The following is a 17284-nucleotide window of genomic DNA, read 5'->3' on the forward strand; positions in this document are numbered from 1 at the left end:
GATAATTTAAGATTTATTTCGTAAAATTAATTGAACCACCTACTAACTTCAGCTTTCTCCTGCCAGTCGAAATTCCCGATTCTCTTCGCTATCAGCCACCTGCAATTCTCTCGAACATATTCATCCTGATAAGTAGCGCCTATGATGGTCTTTATTTTTTTGCCATTTTCCATGCCGATCAATGTGACCAGACAGTAGCATGTCCCAGTAGCATGATCGCCATTTATCGTCAGCTTCTGCTGTCCGTTAAAATGGTATACAGTTTCGAAATCTTTAAGAAAATCTTCAAACGCCAGCTCTATTTCTTTTCGGCCCATCAGTTTTAATATTGACTTACCTTCGGCAAAGGTTTCTGAGATGGCGTTTAAAGAAAACAGTTACACTTCACTATGAAAATCTTTCTTATCCGCCAGGATGGAAACGTTATCAGCTAGTTCTTTGAGCGAAGCCCTATCCGCTAATTCTTGAATACTTATCATTTGTGCTTTTAATATATTTTGTGATAAATAGTTAAAACAGGAGGCTGTCTGACATAGAGACAGCCTCCTGTTTACTTATACAACGGTGAGTACGATCTTACCTTGGATGTGACCATGGGCAGCTCGTTCATGCGCCTTCCGAGCATCGGCAAGCGGAAACGTGCTGTCGATACCGACTCGAACCGTTCCGGCATCGAGCAAGCGACTGAGTTCCGCAAGCTGCGCACCGTTTGAGCGCACCTGGGTAGCGGAGATTGTGACACCCAACTTCTCGGCCTCCTGGACGCCGGAGAAGCCTAATGGGAATATAGGGAATAATGCGCCGCCACGCTTGAGTGTACGCAAGAAACGACCGGTTGCCGGGCCGCCAACCGAGTCTATGACGAGATCGATGTCACGGACGACATCCTCGGGTGGGGTCTTGGTGTAGTCGATGAATTTGTCGGCGCCGAGGTCGCGCAAAAACGCCTCGTGCTTGCCAGATGCCACTGCTATCACTCGCGCGCCCCTCCACTTGGCTATTTGCACCGCGAAGTGACCCACGCCGCCTGCTGCTCCGTTCACGAGAACGGTCTTGCCCTCAAGCGGTACCGGCTCATGCCTGTCGGGCTGAAGCGGGTTTTGTTCATTGTGCCCTGGTTCGATCAGGAACTGCCACGCGGTGAGACCTGCCATCGGTGCCCCTGCGGCGTGAACGTGATCGATGCCGGTCGGCTTGAGCGCAACTTCCGACGCTGGCACGCTGACGTACTGGGCATAGGCCTTGCTGGGTCCGAAGCTGGGAAAGCGAACCATCGAATACACTTGGTCGCCGACGGAGAAGTCCATAACATTATCGGCGACTGCCTCGATGACGCCCGAAATGTCTGTCCCCAGGATCACGGGGAAGGGCACCTGTGGCTGCCACTCAGGGGGAAGCATCTTATAACCGTCGCGCAGGTACCAGTCGGGAGGATTGATTCCGACCGCGTGAACGCGAACGAGCACTTCACCCGACTTGATCTCGGGAATTGGTGCCTCCTCGTAACGCAGTACATCTGGGCCACCAAACTCGTGCAGCCGGATAGCCCTCATCACGGGTGCATTTTCAATAATTTCTATTTTGTTTTCAAATTGTTTCATCTTTTCGCACTTTTATCCCGTAAATTTTTATTCAAGAATTGGTTTCATTGGGATAACAGAAAAAGATTGAACTTCATCGGGTTTGCCATGGATATCCCGATATATTAACTCCCAGAATTCATTCTTTACTAAAAGAACCTCTTTCTTCTTGTGTAGTACAAAGGTCCGTAAAGATGTTAATCAAAAATTAGCCTAAACTGTAAAAAGTGTAGTCAGAATTCCCGGTACTGAACAAGTAAGAAAAGGCAAAGAAAGATTCGTCAGATAAGAAACAGGGAGCTGAACGTAACTGAACCATTGAAGAGGTATCGTTAAACTTCGGCAAGAAGCTGTTGGAACCGTAGTCGATTTCGGAACTTGGGATAAATGCCCGGGAACAGTAATCTATCGTTGTCTGGGTACTGATGTATATTGAACGATGGCTCAAATCGGGAGTTCTTCAAGAGAATGGAATGATTCAGGAGAAGGGCACCCTGCAAGGTTCAGTGATCTCACCACCACTGGCCAACAATAACCACTCCTAGAGTGGAATATGCATTATCTGAAAACGGACGTCAGATACACCGAGTATTTGGACACAATAGCACCTATTTTAATTGGATTAGGTCAATAGTTACTTTTTTTTAATTTATAATTGTTTTCGATTTATCAAAATTAACGATGAGCCCAATAACTCCAAAATCTCTTCAATAGGTTTGCTTTAACCACTTTTTTACATAGAATTTACATGCCCACTTTTGTTCAAATACGAACGTCAATTGTCCGATTTTGAACAATTGCTATTTAATATTCCGGATGCAATAGCCATTTCGGGAGCGAGGTGACTATTTTCAATATCCGGCACATGATTTGTTATACAGAAACAGATTATATAATCTTAATTTATTAAATATCCCTTTATCAATGAGACGAAGCGATTTAGGAGAGTTTGAAGAAGTGGTGTTGCTGGCAGTAGCGGCTTTGTCACCCAATGCCTATACGGTTGCCATTGCTGAGGAACTTGAACAGGAAACTGGTAACATGGTGACGTCCGGTGCTGTGCACGCAGCCATGCAACGCCTTGAACAAAAAGGGTATCTGCGGTCTGTCTGGGGTGAAGCAACGGCGGAACGGGGTGGTCGCAGAAAACGGCTGTATACGGTGACAGCTCTCGGCGGGCGAATTATGGAAGAGTCCAGAGCTGTACGTAACAGGCTTTGGGACCGGATTTTGCCGGCTATTCGCCTGGAATGGAGCTGATCACCTAACGAGACCCACTTCAATGAAATCAAAAAAGAACGAAGTAAACAAGAGGTCACACCAGCCTCCCGGCCAGCTTACCCGCTTTATCAACTGGCTGGTCGCGCCACATCTGCGGGAAGAAGTACTTGGTGATTTAGAGGAGCGTTATGCCCGCCGGGTGAAGATAGAAGGGAAAACAAGAGCTAAGAGGCGATACTGGCTGGAAGCATTGGCCTATATGCGTCCGGCATTTATCAAAAGAAAACAAAGTAAATATCCGTCAACCGCGCAGCGGTCCGATCCTTTTTATAACCCTGATATGATACTTAATTATTTTAAAATCGCTTTCAGAAACCTTTCAAAGAACAGAGGTTATTCTTTCATTAACATTACCGGACTTGCTGCGGGCATGACCTGCACGGTTCTGATTTTCATGGTTGTCAGGCATGAAACGGGATATGACAAAGACCTTGCTAATGGTAATCGTATTTACAGACTTGAAACCGAAAATATCAAAGAAAAACATACTTCCCCGGGTACTTATACAGGAATGGCACAGGCCCTGCGCACCGATTTGCCAGAGGCTGAACTTGTTACACCTTTGCTTCAAACTTATGGAAGCACGTTCTCTATTCCTTCCGCAGATAAGCGCTTTAGGGAATCTGTGGTATTTACTGACAATTCAATATTTGGCTTGGTTAATTATCGATTGGTTGCTGGTAATGCGAGTAAAGCATTGGGGCAGCCAAATTCGGTGGTTCTCACGAAATCTTACGCGATAAAATATTTTGGAACGGCAGATGTAATGGGTAAAACCATACGCATCGATAATAAACAGGATCTTGTAATCACCGGTATTCTGGAAGATTTGCCTGTTACGACGAGTTTTCCATTTAAAATGCTGGTTTCATTTTCTACGCTGAAAGTGATCGATCCGGGACTTGATTTAAACAGGTGGAATGGCTGGAATGACAACTATCAGGTATTTGTTTTATTGAAAAAAGACGTTTTTCCGGCACAGTTGACAAAGCGATTTACAGCAATTGCAGCAAAATACATGGGCAAAGAAGCACTGCCTGAAAAAAAAATTAAACTAAATCCATTGTCAGAAATACATTATTCCCCAAACCTGAGCGGGCGGACCGCAAACGTCAGTTTGCTGAAAACTTTGTCTTTTATTGGTTTACTGGTATTGCTTATCGCCTGTTTCAATTTTATTAACCTGAGTACGGCACAGGCTTTTAAACGTGCCAAGGAAGTTGGGATTCGCAAGGCAATTGGCAGCAATCGCCGGTCACTGATTTATCAGTTTTTGGTGGAAGCCGGGCTCGTAACTTTTTTGGCGCTGTTACTGGCGGTTTTGGTTTCACAACTCAGCATGCAGTCTCTGGCTGATATACTCGCAATTCCCCTCTCATTAACCGACTTATATAACTGGCAAACGGGGCTTTTTATGACCGGTCTGGCAATTTTAACAACTTTATTGGCGGGTGTTTACCCGGCGTTCCGCTTATCAGGAATGGCTCCGGCCTGGGCGTTGAAAAATCATGGATTGACACAGGGAAAACAATGGTTTTCAATACGTCAGGGCTTGGTTGTTGTTCAGTTTACCGTTTCGCTGATCCTGATTAACAGCGCTTTTTTGATCAATCGGCAACTTGCATTTTTCAGAAATGCGGATCTTGGTTTTGATAAAGCGGCCATTATTACGGTCGGCCTTCCGGATAACAAACCTGAGAAATTGCAGGCGCTTCGCAATCAGCTTACCGGTACTGCGCAGATTCAGGATGTGAGTTTTTCGTTTAACAGCGCTTCTTCTGAAAGCAACTGGATGCAGGGAATGGAATATCGCCAGGGTCCATCGTTTACACAAATTAAAACCCAGATGAAAATGGGCGACTCGCATTATCTGAGTACTTATGGCATTCAGTTATTAGCCGGAAATGCTTTAAAGGATTCGGATACGAGCAATTTCAGGGTCTTGGCGAATGAGGTTTTTATTAAAAGAATGGGTATAACCAGGCCTCAGGATGCCATTGGAGTAAAAATCTATTACGGTGACGGACAGCAATTTGCGACGATAGCAGGCGTAACTAAAAACTTCCATGTCAATTCGTTACACCAGAAAATTGACCCTGCCCTGATTCAGGTTGTGCCAAATAATTTTTACCAGGCAGGAATTAAACTGCAAAGCGAACGGCCTGATGCAGAAAGTTTAAAGGCCGCTTTGACACAAATTGAAAAGGTATGGATAGCAACATTTCCGGAACACGTTTTTGAATACAGTTTTCTTGACGAAACACTGGCTAGGGCTTATCAGTCTGAAATAAGGACTGCGAAATTAATTGAAACGTCAACCTTTCTGGCTATTTTGATCGCCTGTTTAGGTCTATTCGGCTTAGCTACTTTCACTGCCGAACAGCGGACCAAGGAAATTGGTGTACGGAAAGTTTTGGGTGCGTCTGTTGCCAGTCTGATGGCTTTGCTCTCAAAAGATTTTTTTAAGCTCATTTTGATAGCCATCATCATCGCTTCGCCAATTGCCTGGTTAGCAATTGGCCAATGGTTACAGAACTTTGAATTCAAAATTGAAATCAAATGGTGGATGTTTGCGGTGACCGGCCTTTCAATGACGGCAATCGCGATGTTGACGGTCAGCTTCCAAAGCGTCAAAGCTGCACTGATGAACCCTGTCAAAAGCCTGCGCAGCGAATAACATCATGGAAGAAAATCAGCCCAAGTATCTGCTCGCGCCGCTGCGGCGCGAGCAGATACTTGGTGACTTGTAAGAACGATACGAACGGCGTTCGAAAGTACAAGGAGAAGCCAGTGCCAGAAGGCGGTATTGGCTTGAAGCACTGGTCTACATGCGGCCCGCATTTATCAAAAGACAAAAAAGTGAATATCAGTCAGCCGCGGGGCGGTCCGCCCCTTTTTCTTAATCCGGATATGATCCGTAATTATTTCAAAATCGCATTTCGTAACCTTTGTATTTATGCTGAATTGTCATTTAATAAATACCATAAAAACTATGAGCGCATTGCTGTAATACTTTTAAATAAGGACATACTCGGTGAAAAACAAACGTGGAAATCATTGCCTGTTTTGTGCATGGATGAATCACCCAAGCAAATGATTAAGGAAACCAGGGCTGCTATCGAAATGAAACCTGCCAGTGATACAAAGCAAGATTTCGAATATGCTCGCTGTGGAGTAGCAAATATCTTCTTGGTATCAGAGCCATTGACTGGTAAAAGATACGTAGAAGTGACCGGAGCATGGCAGTTGCGGGGCCGCCGGTGCGGCTAAATATGGCGGAACCGGGTGGCCGGAGCCATACAGCTAAATGTACTAATGAGGCAATGTCTAGATCGTAGGATTGATAATATAGAAACAATTGAAAAGGAAGTTCTTGCTTGGCAAAACCACAGAAATAATAAGGAAGCTAAGATCAAATGGTAATTTACATGCGATGCTGCAAGGGTGAAGTTAATCAAATTCTACCCGTCGATTAAAACGTGATAAGACACTAGTGTAAAAAAGTAATATACTCAGCAAAGGCTAAATCGATCCCGTCACTCCAGCGAAAAAACTTCCATAATTATCAAACTTGTCCGGGTCGATTGGTAATTAAACTGAAATAACATTTGCGGTTAAAAACAAATAAGTTGTAATTATAGCCACAACTATATGGATATTCTAGTTCTTGCTCGAAACGCACTGGAAATATTTATTGTGATTTTATTTTTCAAAGTAAAGCCAGTCTAAAAAGAAAAGTCCCGTTTTTGATTTGTCGGGATTCGAAAAGGTAATGTACAGATCATGTATGGCAGAGGTCGGCTTTATTTCAATCTCATATTCCTTCCATTCTGTTTTGAGATCTTTCACCTGTCCCGGATCAATGCGGAGACTTCCAATAATTTCACCGCGATCCGTATCTTTTCGCAGCTCGATCAGTCCGCCTGCTCCTTCCTGTTGAACCCTCATTTTAATTTTTGAAATATGGTTCATGTCAATTTTTTTGAAACTGACAAACCTGCCGTTTCTGGCCCAGATGGAGGAAATGTAACCGGTGTTCAGCGTGGCAATGACCACGTTGGCACTTCCTTCTTCATAGTCTTCCATTTGTACCAAAGCATTTTTTAAAACGATATGGCTGCTGGCTGCTAGTGGTTCAATGCCATGGGCACCTTTGTCAGTATAAGCGGCCTGAAGAACGTAGGCGCCCTGCGTGCCTTGTCCGATGTGCTCTGTCAGCCGAAATTTTCCCTGCAAAGAAAGCTGCGGGTTTTGCTCACCGAACGAGAGAATATAGCGGGCAATTTCTTTTGCCTCTTTCAGGGAAAGATCTGCATGAGGCGGCATGGGGTAGCTTCCCCAGTTTCCGCTTCCGCCCTTAATGATCTTTTCGGCAAGCTTCTGCTCATAGCCGTCTTTGCCCTTATATCTTTTAGAGATTTCATTGAGGGGCGGGCCAATGGATTTGGTCTGCGGCGTATGGCAGGCTTTGCAATCCAGCGACACATACAGCATTTCGGTTGCAGCGTATTTTAGATTCCCGTGATTTGCTCCTGAGAGCGCTGAGGCCAGATCTTTTCCAAAGGGCATGTAGGTGAAAGAAGCCTTGATTTTGGAAGGTTCTATTACTTTATCTTCCCGGTCTTTGACGTGGATCGCGTAATCAAACTCGGTATTGTCCCAGTAAAAGCTGCGGTTGGCACGACTGCTTATAGCAATATCCGGTGGCGTGTTCCCTACTTTTATCTGCACTGTGGCAATCCCTTTTCCGCCATGCTGATCGGTTACCGTCAAAGAAATATCATAAATGCCAGGCTTTGTAAACTGGTGTTTTACCTGCGTGGCAGGTATTATTTTTGATCCGATCTTCCACTCAAAACTTAGCTTGTCCCCCATATCGTAATCTCTTGATTTGTCCGCAGACAACGTCACTGTGAGCGGGGCGGCTCCGTATTTTTTATTGATAGAAATATCAGCAATCGGATTGCGGTTCCCTTCGGAATATTCTATTCGGATCAGTCCCGCATCGGTATTTTTGGCAAACCAGTTTGTTCCGTAAGCAAGCATATAGACTGCGCCATCGGGTGCTATCTTCATATCCATCGGCGCGATGACTTTCAGGTGAGGCAAAAAGGGTTCCATAGAGACATAATGACCGTCCGGGTCCAGTGTTACAGCCATCATCCATTTTCGGATCCAGTCGTAGATCAGCAGTTTTCCATTGTAATAGGCGGGTAGTTTATATGGAGCATTCGTATATAGGTCGCTGTAATAAACCGGCCCGGCCATCGCGCTTGCGCCGCCTTTGCCCACCATCGGCCAGTGTTTGGATTCTCCTTTTCCATACCAGATCATTGCAGGCTGCGCCGCTGGAAGCTGTTTGATCCCGGTATTGTTGGGAGAATTGTTGATCGGATGAAGCGCGTCCTGGCCGGGCCCTTCCTTTTTTGTAGCGAAATCGTATTTGGGAAATCCTTCATTATTTCCAAGAAAATAAGGGTAGCCGAAAAAGCCGGGTTTTCGAGCCTGATTGATTTCATCATAGCTAAGAAAATTTTCTTCTGCCGGAACGTTGGTGTCCGGGCCGACATCCCCCCAGTAAACAAAGTTATTTTTAGGATCTACAGACATGCGGAAGGGGTTCCGGCAGCCCATCACATAGATTTCGGCATATCCCTGTGAGCCGTCTTTGGGAAAGAGATTGCCTTCCGGAATCGAGTAGGTGCCATCAGCCTCGGGTCTGATGCGAAGAATCTTGCCACGTAAATCCCTGCTGTTGGCTGTGGTTCCCTGATCGTCCGATAGTTGCCTGCCGGGGCGCTCGTCTGTCGGGTTATGCCCTTCAATTTCTTCGGCATTGGTATTATCTCCCGTTGAGAGATACAGCAGCCCGTCAGCTCCGAAAGTCAGGTAGCCCGCCGAGTGGCAGCAGTAGGTTCTCTGCGTAGGAATTTTAAGCAGGATTTTTTTTGAGGCAAGATTAAGCTGGCCTTTGATGAGCTCGTAGCGCTCCAGATGACTTACGTTCTGATTACCGCCTACACCGTAATAAAAATAGATCCAGTGATTTTTATCAAAAGCCGGATCAGCGGCAACGCCAAGTAAGCCGTCTTCAATGCCACTGAATACATTCAGGTTGGCGATCGTTTTAATCTGTTTTTCTTTTGCATAATATAGTTTAACCGCTCCTTTACGCTCCACGATCATTACATTAAGATCAGGCAGCAGTGCCATCTCCATGGGCTCGTCAAGTCCCTGCACCAGCATCATGTGGGTAAACCGGCTGCTGTCCGGGGCTGATGTTTGCAGGGCCTGCATCTTCTTAGGGCGGCTGGCAGGCGCATGGTGGCCAGCCAACAGGTGGGAGCTTGTTTTTAACGTATTTTTTTCTGCTGTACTGTTTGTGAAAACCGTGGACGCTCCTATGCATGCCAAGGCGCTTGTAAGCAGCGCGCTGCTGATCAATTTAAATGAAATCAATGGTTTCGGATGGTTTATGGATTTAGGATATGGCAAAAATAAGAAAACTTAATATTTTATATTACTTTTTGATAAATAATTAAGTGTTAAATATATTAAGATCCGGGCTTTCGGTACTTGTCTAACAACATGTTAAATATATGTACGAATCGTCAATCGCAATGATTTGGTGAATAATCATTCGACGTTATTACCGGGCAAAGCAGAAAATTAATATCATCCTTTCATTTAGTTTTTGTGGAAGGCAGTTTGTTCTAGGATTTTAATGGCACGGATCAGGGCAATGGAAGTCTTGTCTTTGACTTAATAAAGTGGTCTAAACTGGCTATTTTACAGACTGTTCCAAGAGAATTGTATTGAGGTCAGACAAATTTAACCTCATTTTTCAGTGATTAAAAATGGGCTGTTTTCCTGTTGATTGCGAAAGCGGGTGTGGTCAAAACAAATAATAAAATATTTTCTTCGTGTTTTTCTTGCTTACTTAATAATTATACTGTTATTTTGACTTAAACAAAATATTATAAATAATTAAGTATTCGAATTGGCTGACATTTTACGGTGTCACCCGGATGTTTGAGCTGGTTGTATTCGGGCAGGGGACGGACTAAGATTTCAGATCCTGTGGGTTTTGACCGGTGAGCGTTCGCACTAAATAGTTGCTAACCCTTTCATCCTTAGAGTAAAGATTTTTTCTATTCATTTAAATGAGCGTGGATCTAATGCAGCTTGAAAAATACACATCCTTATACAAATACACCTTACTGGATAATGTCATACCATTTTGGCTTGAACATTCGGCTGACACGGAATTCGGTGGTTATTTTACCTGTCTGGACCGGGTTGGGGATGTTTTTGACACCGATAAATTTGTCTGGCTGCAATGCCGTCAGGTCTGGTGTTTTGCAATGCTCTATAATAAGGTTGAAAAAAAACAGCAGTGGCTGGACTTTGCGTTGCAGGGGGCGGCATTTCTTGAAAAATATGGAAGGGATAGCTCCGGGAACTGGTACTTCTCTTTGAACAGGGAAGGGGCGCCTTTAACACAGCCTCACAGTATATTTTCGGATTGTTTTGCCTCTATGGCCTTCGGACAGCTTTACAAAGCGACAAATCAGCCCGGGCACGCAAAAATCGCGGTGGATACCTTTTATTCGATTTTGGCAAAAAAAGACAATTCAAAAGGTATGTATAACAAAAGTTTTCCCGGCACCAGGCCACTAAAAGGTTTTGCGCTTCCGATGATACTTTGCAATCTGGTTTTGGAAATCGAGCATCTGCTAGATGCAGATCTGGTAGAAAAAACCATTCAGGATGGCATTGACACCATACTGGGTGAGTTTTACCGGCCCGATCTGGGCATTATCCTGGAAAATGTGACACCCGATGGAGGCTTTTCAGATTCTTTCGAAGGTAGGCTGGTTAACCCAGGGCATGGCATTGAGGCGATGTGGTTTTTAATGGATCTGGCTGAGCGGTCAAATGATAAGGATCTGGCCCGGAAGGCCATGGAAATTACCTTGAACATGCTTGAATACAGTTGGGACAAAAAACATGGAGGAATTTTTTATTTTATGGACGTCAAAGGCCTGCCTCCGCAGCAGCTTGAATGGGACCAGAAATTGTGGTGGGTGCATATGGAGACTTTAATAAGTCTTTTGAAAGGATACCTGCACACCTCAGATGAAAGATGCTGGAGCTGGTTTGAAAAAGTACACGCCTACACCTGGCAGCATTTTTCCGATCCGAAGTATGCGGAATGGTACGGGTATTTGAACCGCCAGGGAGAAGTATTATTACCTTTGAAAGGCGGTAAATGGAAAGGTTGTTTTCATGTGCCGCGCGGACTGTATCAGTGCTGGAAAACGCTGGAAGCGATTGCAGAAAAAAAATCAGAAGTTCAATATTTATAAGATGGCAGCAATTCCTGTAAATACGGTTTCGATCGCCGAGCCGCTCGGGCAAAAGAAACAAAACTATACACCAGCTTTACTTGCCCTGGCGGTGTTGTATTTTATGATGGGCTTTATTACCTGTTTGAATGATACGCTGGTGCCATTTTTTAAAAAGGGTTTCACGCTCACTTATTCGCAGTCATCGCTGGTGCAGTTTTACTTTTTTCTTACCTACGGAATCGCCTCAATTCCGGCAGGGAAAGTAGTTGAAAAAGTGGGATACAAAAAAGGAATGGTGCTGGGTTTTTCCATCGCCGCTTTTGGAGCCCTGCTCTTTTTTCCGGCTTCGGTGGCGCATCAGTATGCCTTGTTTCTGGCTGCATTATTTATTGTGGCCATCGGGATTGTTCTTTTGCAGGTGGCAGCCAATCCTTACATCACGATTCTTGGACCTGCCAAAACAGCATCTTCCCGCCTTACGCTGATTCAGGGTGTCGGCTCGATGGGCACGACAACAGCGCCTCTTTTTGGAGCCTATTACATTTTGGCCCCGCTACAAAATTCAGCTGCTTCCAGTGATGCTGTGAAGTATCCTTATCTTGGGATTGCGGCGGCGTTGATTTTGATAGCGCTGATCGTTAGCAGGTTGTCACTGCCGGTCTTGAAATCAGCAGATCAAATGGTGCACGTTGACAAGGAGTCCGCAAAAGGTATCTTTTCTTTTCGGAATCTAAATTTCGGAATTATTGGCCTGTTTGTTTATGTGGGAGCGGAGGTTTCGATTGGGACTTTTCTGACCAATTATACCGCGGATCTTTTGAAAATATCAGAAAGCGCGGCTAATACCTACGTTGCTTTCTACTGGGGTGGAATGCTTGCGGGGCGGCTGATCGGATCGGCCTTACTAAAATCACTCAAAGCTTCGCATGTTTTGAGTGTGTGTGCGGCAGGTTCCGTTTTTTTGATTTTACTGTCTGTTAATACGAGCGGCCTTCTGGCTGTGTGGAGCATGGTGGCCGTTGGCCTGTGCAACTCGATCATGTTTGCGATTATTTTCTCGCTTGCCGTGAACGGACTTGGGAAATATACTACGCAGGCTTCCGGTCTTTTATCAACGGCAATCGCCGGCGGAGCTTTGATCTCTTTTTGCCAGGGTTTATTAATAGACCATGCAACCTGGAAAATCGCCTTTATGCTGCCGCTGGCCTGTTATGTATATATCCTGTTTTACGGGCTGCATGGCTATAAATCAAAATTTAGCACCTTATGAAAAAGTATATTGTTTTAACGTTTATACTGGTCAGTGTTTCTCTCAATATGTCTGCGCGAGATAGATCAAGTCTGCGTTCAAAGATTTTGTTTATTCCGCTCGATAACCGTCCGCCCTGTCTTAAAATGCCCGAAAAAATGGGGCTGATTGCGGATGCTCAGGTAGTTTCTCCGCCTGAGGCGCTGCTGGGAAATTTACAGCAGCCGGGTCAGTGTGAAAAAATCAATGCGTGGATACTAGCCCAGGACCTCAAATCTTATGATGCGGCCATTATTGTTTTGGACATGGTGGCCTATGGCGGTCTGGTCGCCTCACGAAAGTTTATGTGCGAATCATCTGAGGCTCTGAGCCGAATTCAGGTAATCGAACAAATCAGGAAAAGGGCTCCGAAGCTGAAAATTTACGGGCAAAGCGTGATCATGCGTCTGGCCCCAAGCGCGGATGGTAAAAATGAGGCCTACCGCGAAAAGCTGGCAAGCTGGGCTAAAATATCTCCGGATCAGGATGAGAAAACGAAAGCACAGGTTTTAAAACTTGAAGCGGATATTCCCGCTGCCGTACTGGCTGACTACAAAAAGGCCAGAGCACGTAATTACAGCACGAATTTAAAAGCCATCGAAATGGTCAAAACCGGCCTGATCGATTATCTGATCTTATCCCAGGATGATGCATCGCCCAAGGGCGTTCACCTGGTTGACAGGGAAAATCTGATTAAAAGACGTGATCTGTTAAAATTAACCGATCGGATTGCGATTCAATCGGGCGCTGATGAAGTTTCGATGCTGCTGTTGGCAAGGGCGCTAAATAAACAATATCGTTTCTTTCCAAGCATTAAAGTCGTCTACTGCTCAGAAAAATTAAAAAATACGGTCATGCCTTTTGAAGACAGGATATTGTCAGAAACAGTCAGTCATCATATCAAGGCGACCGGTTCTGTGCAGGTGGAAAATGAGAGCCAGGCCGATATTTTATTTTATGTATATCCCTCGCGCTATGAAAGCGGTGGTGCCGAAACATTTGCTGATGAAATCCAGCAGAAAATAAAGGCGGGAAAAAGAATTATCGTGGCTGATATTGATCCTGTGGGAAATATTCAGGGTGAAGATTCACTCTTTACTCAGGCGCTGCTTAGTCGTCATGTTTTCTCGGGGCTTTATGGTTACGCTTCCTGGAACACGGCAGGCAATACCATCGGAACAGCGCTGCCCCACGGAATTGTTTATGATCTGGCTGCAACAAAATTATCAAAGAATAAGGCGGCAGCCAGCCGTATAAAAATTGCGCAAAACTGGTTTATGATCAACCGGGTCATGGATGATTATTACTATCATAATCTGGTCAGGGCCAAAGCCAATACGTTTTTATCTGGCAAAAAATTACCTAGCGCTACGCTGATGAGCGGTCCGGACAATCAAAAAGTAGAAAGCTATTGTCTGGGCCTGCTTGAAAACCATATGGATGTTTTTTTTAAAAGTTACTTTACACAAAATGAGCAGCTCCAAACGCAGGTTAAATGCCAGCCGCCGACGGATTTAAGTTTCAAACTACCCTGGAACCGTACTTTTGAGGCCGATATAGATTTCAGCCTGAGTTGTCAATGAACCCTGGTAAAACTGAATATTCCTAAACCCAAATAAATTTTAGTACGTAATGCTGAGTGTCTTTCCGGTTTTTTACCGGCCAGAAAAACGATGTCCAATTAAACCCCAAAAATTCACCAATGCAAAATTTTACCAGGAAAAAACGACGCATGAGCTGGTGGCTCTGTGTGCTATTTACGATTTGCCAGCATTATTATGGTGCTGCGCAAAGTCAGGATCTGCGAGGTAAGGTGACTGAAAGTACCGGAGGAACCCTGCCCGGTGTGACAGTTTTGATCAAAGGAACATCAAGCGGAACGACAACCGATGCGGAGGGGAATTATAAACTCCCCTTAGCGCAGCATACCGGTACCGTTGTTTTCTCTTTTATGGGAATGGTAACGCAGGAAGTTGCTTTCAATGGTCCTTCTGAGATAAATGTGTCGCTGCTTTCGGATAGTAAAACGCTCAATGAACTGGTTGTGGTAGGTTACGGCACTCAGAAAAAAGTAAACCTGACAGGTGCTGTTTCAGTGATCGACGGTGAAAAACTAACCAGCCGTCAGGTGGCATCCACTTCTCTGGCTTTGCAGGGAGCTGCGCCGGGTGTAACGATCACCCAGCAGTCGGGAGTACCGGGGGGTGATGCGGGGACAATACGTATACGGGGTATCGGTTCGATTAATGCAGGGCAGAATCCGCTTGTTTTAATAGACAATGTCGAGATGAACCTGGATGCGATTGACCCAAATAATATTGAAAGCATTTCAGTTTTGAAAGATGCCGCTGCTGCCGCTGTCTACGGCTCACGCGCTGCGAACGGGGTCATTCTGATCACCAGCAAGCGCGGTGCGAACGGGATCAATGTTAGTTATAATGCCTATGTCTCCAACCAGAGCCCGACGGATCTGCCTGAAAAAGTGAATGCTTTACAGCACATGAAATACTGGGATATCGCCCAGACCAACAGCGGTCTTCCGGCCGCTTTTACCAGCCAGATCGCGGCTTATGAGAAAAACGGTCCGGACAATTTTTCGCTTTTCAATACGGATTGGAAAAAACTGGTACTGACTGGAAACGGCATGATGCAGAATCACAACCTGAATATTGCCGGGGGCACGGATCGCATCAAGGTTTTTGGCTCCGGCAGCTTTCTGGACCAGAATGGTCTAACGGCCAACACCAATTTCAAGCGTGCCGATTTTCGGTTTAATACAGATATTGCCATTTCCAAAAAGCTTTCAGCTTCAATGGATCTGGTCTTAAACAGAAGCGACAGGCTGTGGCCGGGGCAATCCACACCGCAGGCAATTATCCGTCAGATGCTGGGTCTGCCCGCTACAACTCCGGGGCGTTATGACAGCGGTGAGTGGGGGGAAGGCTGGTCGAATGCGAATCCGGCCGCGCAGGCTCAGGACGGCGGTTTTGCCAGAAGTATTACCAATTCGCGGATCATAAAAGGCACGCTGACCTATAAACCTTTGGAAGGTCTTGAGATTCTGACGACATACAGTTCCAACTATTACACTGCGCATGGCAGGACTTTTACAGATCAATATAAGATTTACAATGCGGATCCCAGCAGCAAAACCTTGGTGCTGGCCCGCCCGTGGCCGGCGCTCAACTCGCTGACTGACAACAATTCGGAGAATGCCCAGAATCTTTTCCGGGCTCAGGCGACGTATAACAAGACTTTGGGTAAACATAATTTCACTGTGCTGGGCGGTTTCAGTACAGAGGATTTCAGCACTTCGAATGTCAATACGTTCCGTCAGAATCTGCTCTCCCCGGACCGGCCTTATTTGGACAGCGGAGATCCGCTTGGCCAGACCATCAGCGGAAGCGCAAGTAAGTATTCGATGGTTTCAGCATATGGCCGTGTGAATTACAATTACAATGAAAAATATCTGCTGGAAGTTAATGGCCGTATGGATGCCTCCTCTCGCTTCAGACAGGAAAACTGGTGGAAACTGTTTCCTTCGGTTTCCGGGGGATGGAGAATGTCCCAGGAAAATTTTTGGTCGGGCCTTAGCCATATCGTCAATGATGCCAAGCTGCGTGCATCCTATGGAACGCTGGGTAACCAGAATTTGATCCGCAATGACGTGCAGGATTACTATCCGAGCTACTCCACCTTTTATTCGGGAACAGCCTATAACTACTATTTTAACAACGTTGTCAATGCAGGGTATGCGCTGACAGCTGCTGCTAACCCGAATATCAAATGGGAATCTTCCAAGATTTTGGATATCGGAGCGGATTTTGGTTTGTTAAGAAATAAACTAACAGTAACGGCCGACTATTTTCAGCGCGATATCAGCGATATGCTTCAGCTTGTGCCGATTCCTGCCTACGTGGGGCTGGCCTCACCTTTTGTTAATGTAGGGTCCATGAGAAATAAGGGCTGGGAACTTTCGCTTGGCTGGAAGGACAAGATCAGTGATTTTAATTACCAGGTACAGGTCAATGTATCGGACGTGAAAAACAAAGTGCTTCAAAACGGCGGTACACCCATCATCAACGGCGCTACGATCCAGCAGGAAGGTTATGCGCTGGATTCTTACTACGGTTATCAGGCCATTGGTTTATTTCAATCCGGAGAGGAAGTTAAAAATGCCCCTTTCCAGTATGGAAACACCGCTGCCGGCGATATTCGCTATAAAGATATCAGCGGACCTAATGGCGTGCCTGATAACAAAATTGACAGTTATGACCGTACAATTCTGGGGAACTACTTTCCCCGTTATGAATACAGTTTCAATCTGGCGGCACAATACAAAGGTTTTGATCTGACCGCTTTCTTTCAGGGTGTTGGTAAAAAGGATAATTATCTTTCCGGAACCGGATCTCAGCCTTTTTATTCCTCTGATTTTCAGGGGTCCATGTTCAAGTATCAGCAGGATTTCTGGACACCTGAAAACAAAGGTGCGGCCTATCCGCGTCTGACTGCCAACAGCATCCCCAACAATTATGTAACCTCGTCTTACTGGGTTAGATCCGCTTCTTATCTGCGCGTCAAAAACATCGTGCTGGGTTATACGCTTCCAAAGCTGCTGACCCAGAAAGTGAAAATCAAATCGGCGCGTATTTATTTGAGTGGGCAGAATTTGGTTACCTGGACGAAATTTTTCCCCGGATTTGATCCTGAGCAAAGAGATACAGGCGGACAGTTTTATCCGATCATGAAAACCTATACAGTCGGTATTAACATCAAGTTTTAAG

10 protein-coding genes and 2 pseudogenes are annotated in these 17284 nt (G+C 45.3%); 9 read left to right on the forward strand and 3 right to left on the reverse strand.

The window, feature by feature from the left end; genetic code table 11:
• Nucleotides 1–26: 26 nt before the first annotated feature.
• On the reverse strand, nt 27–317 hold the full coding sequence (locus FDK13_RS35910; RefSeq protein WP_220417450.1) for a nuclear transport factor 2 family protein: 291 nt from the start codon (nt 315–317) through the stop codon (nt 27–29).
• Nucleotides 318–554: 237 nt separating this feature from the next.
• Nucleotides 555–1601 carry an NADP-dependent oxidoreductase gene (locus FDK13_RS28735; RefSeq protein WP_220417451.1) on the reverse strand — a complete coding sequence of 349 codons (1047 nt, stop codon included), beginning with the start codon at nt 1599–1601 and terminating at the stop codon, nt 555–557.
• Nucleotides 1602–2504: 903 nt separating this feature from the next.
• Here FDK13_RS28735 and FDK13_RS28745 point away from each other — a divergent pair.
• The 5 genes and pseudogenes from FDK13_RS28745 to FDK13_RS36765 form a co-directional block, all read left to right on the forward strand.
• Nucleotides 2505–2840, forward strand: a complete 336-nt coding sequence (locus FDK13_RS28745; RefSeq protein ID WP_137343469.1) for a PadR family transcriptional regulator — start codon at nt 2505–2507, stop codon at nt 2838–2840.
• Between the two features lie 22 nt (nt 2841–2862).
• Entirely contained in the window at nt 2863–5538 is a 2676-nt protein-coding gene (locus FDK13_RS28750) for an FtsX-like permease family protein (RefSeq protein ID WP_137343470.1), read from the forward strand.
• 85 nt (nt 5539–5623) lie between these two features.
• Nucleotides 5624–5764 (forward strand): annotated as a pseudogene (locus FDK13_RS36755) (hypothetical protein); the annotation flags it as partial.
• Between the two features lie 7 nt (nt 5765–5771).
• Nucleotides 5772–6131 carry a hypothetical protein gene (locus tag FDK13_RS36900; protein ID WP_137343471.1) on the forward strand — a complete coding sequence of 120 codons (360 nt, stop codon included), beginning with the start codon at nt 5772–5774 and terminating at the stop codon, nt 6129–6131.
• Nucleotides 6132–6158: 27 nt separating this feature from the next.
• Nucleotides 6159–6284 (forward strand): annotated as a pseudogene (locus FDK13_RS36765) (IS630 family transposase); the annotation flags it as partial.
• Nucleotides 6285–6563: 279 nt separating this feature from the next.
• On the opposite strand, the gene FDK13_RS28760 reads toward FDK13_RS36765, so the two are convergent.
• On the reverse strand, nt 6564–9320 hold the full coding sequence (locus FDK13_RS28760) for a PQQ-dependent sugar dehydrogenase (RefSeq protein WP_229216258.1): 2757 nt from the start codon (nt 9318–9320) through the stop codon (nt 6564–6566).
• 719 nt (nt 9321–10039) lie between these two features.
• On the opposite strand from FDK13_RS28760, the gene FDK13_RS28765 reads away from it, so the two are divergent.
• The 4 genes from FDK13_RS28765 to FDK13_RS28780 all read left to right on the forward strand — a co-directional run bounded on the left by FDK13_RS28765 (nt 10040) and on the right by FDK13_RS28780 (nt 17283).
• Nucleotides 10040–11230, forward strand: a complete 1191-nt coding sequence (locus FDK13_RS28765) for a n-acyl-d-glucosamine 2-epimerase (RefSeq protein WP_137343572.1) — start codon at nt 10040–10042, stop codon at nt 11228–11230.
• A 1-nt stretch (nt 11231) separates the two neighbouring features.
• A complete protein-coding gene (locus FDK13_RS28770; RefSeq protein WP_137343472.1) occupies nt 11232–12482 on the forward strand; it encodes a sugar MFS transporter in 1251 nt (416 codons plus the stop codon).
• Nucleotides 12479–14083 (forward strand): DUF4127 family protein, encoded by a 1605-nt coding sequence (locus tag FDK13_RS28775; protein WP_137343473.1) that lies wholly within the window; start codon nt 12479–12481, stop codon nt 14081–14083. The genes FDK13_RS28770 and FDK13_RS28775 overlap by 4 nt, the downstream gene beginning before the upstream one ends.
• Before the next feature lie 119 nt (nt 14084–14202).
• Nucleotides 14203–17283: a SusC/RagA family TonB-linked outer membrane protein gene (locus FDK13_RS28780; protein ID WP_137343474.1), complete on the forward strand. Its 3081-nt coding sequence runs from the start codon at nt 14203–14205 to the stop codon at nt 17281–17283.
• The last annotated feature ends 1 nt before the right edge of the window (nt 17284 follow it).

It is taken from the genome of Dyadobacter frigoris (assembly GCF_005280585.1).
GTDB lineage: Bacteria > Bacteroidota > Bacteroidia > Cytophagales > Spirosomataceae > Dyadobacter > Dyadobacter frigoris.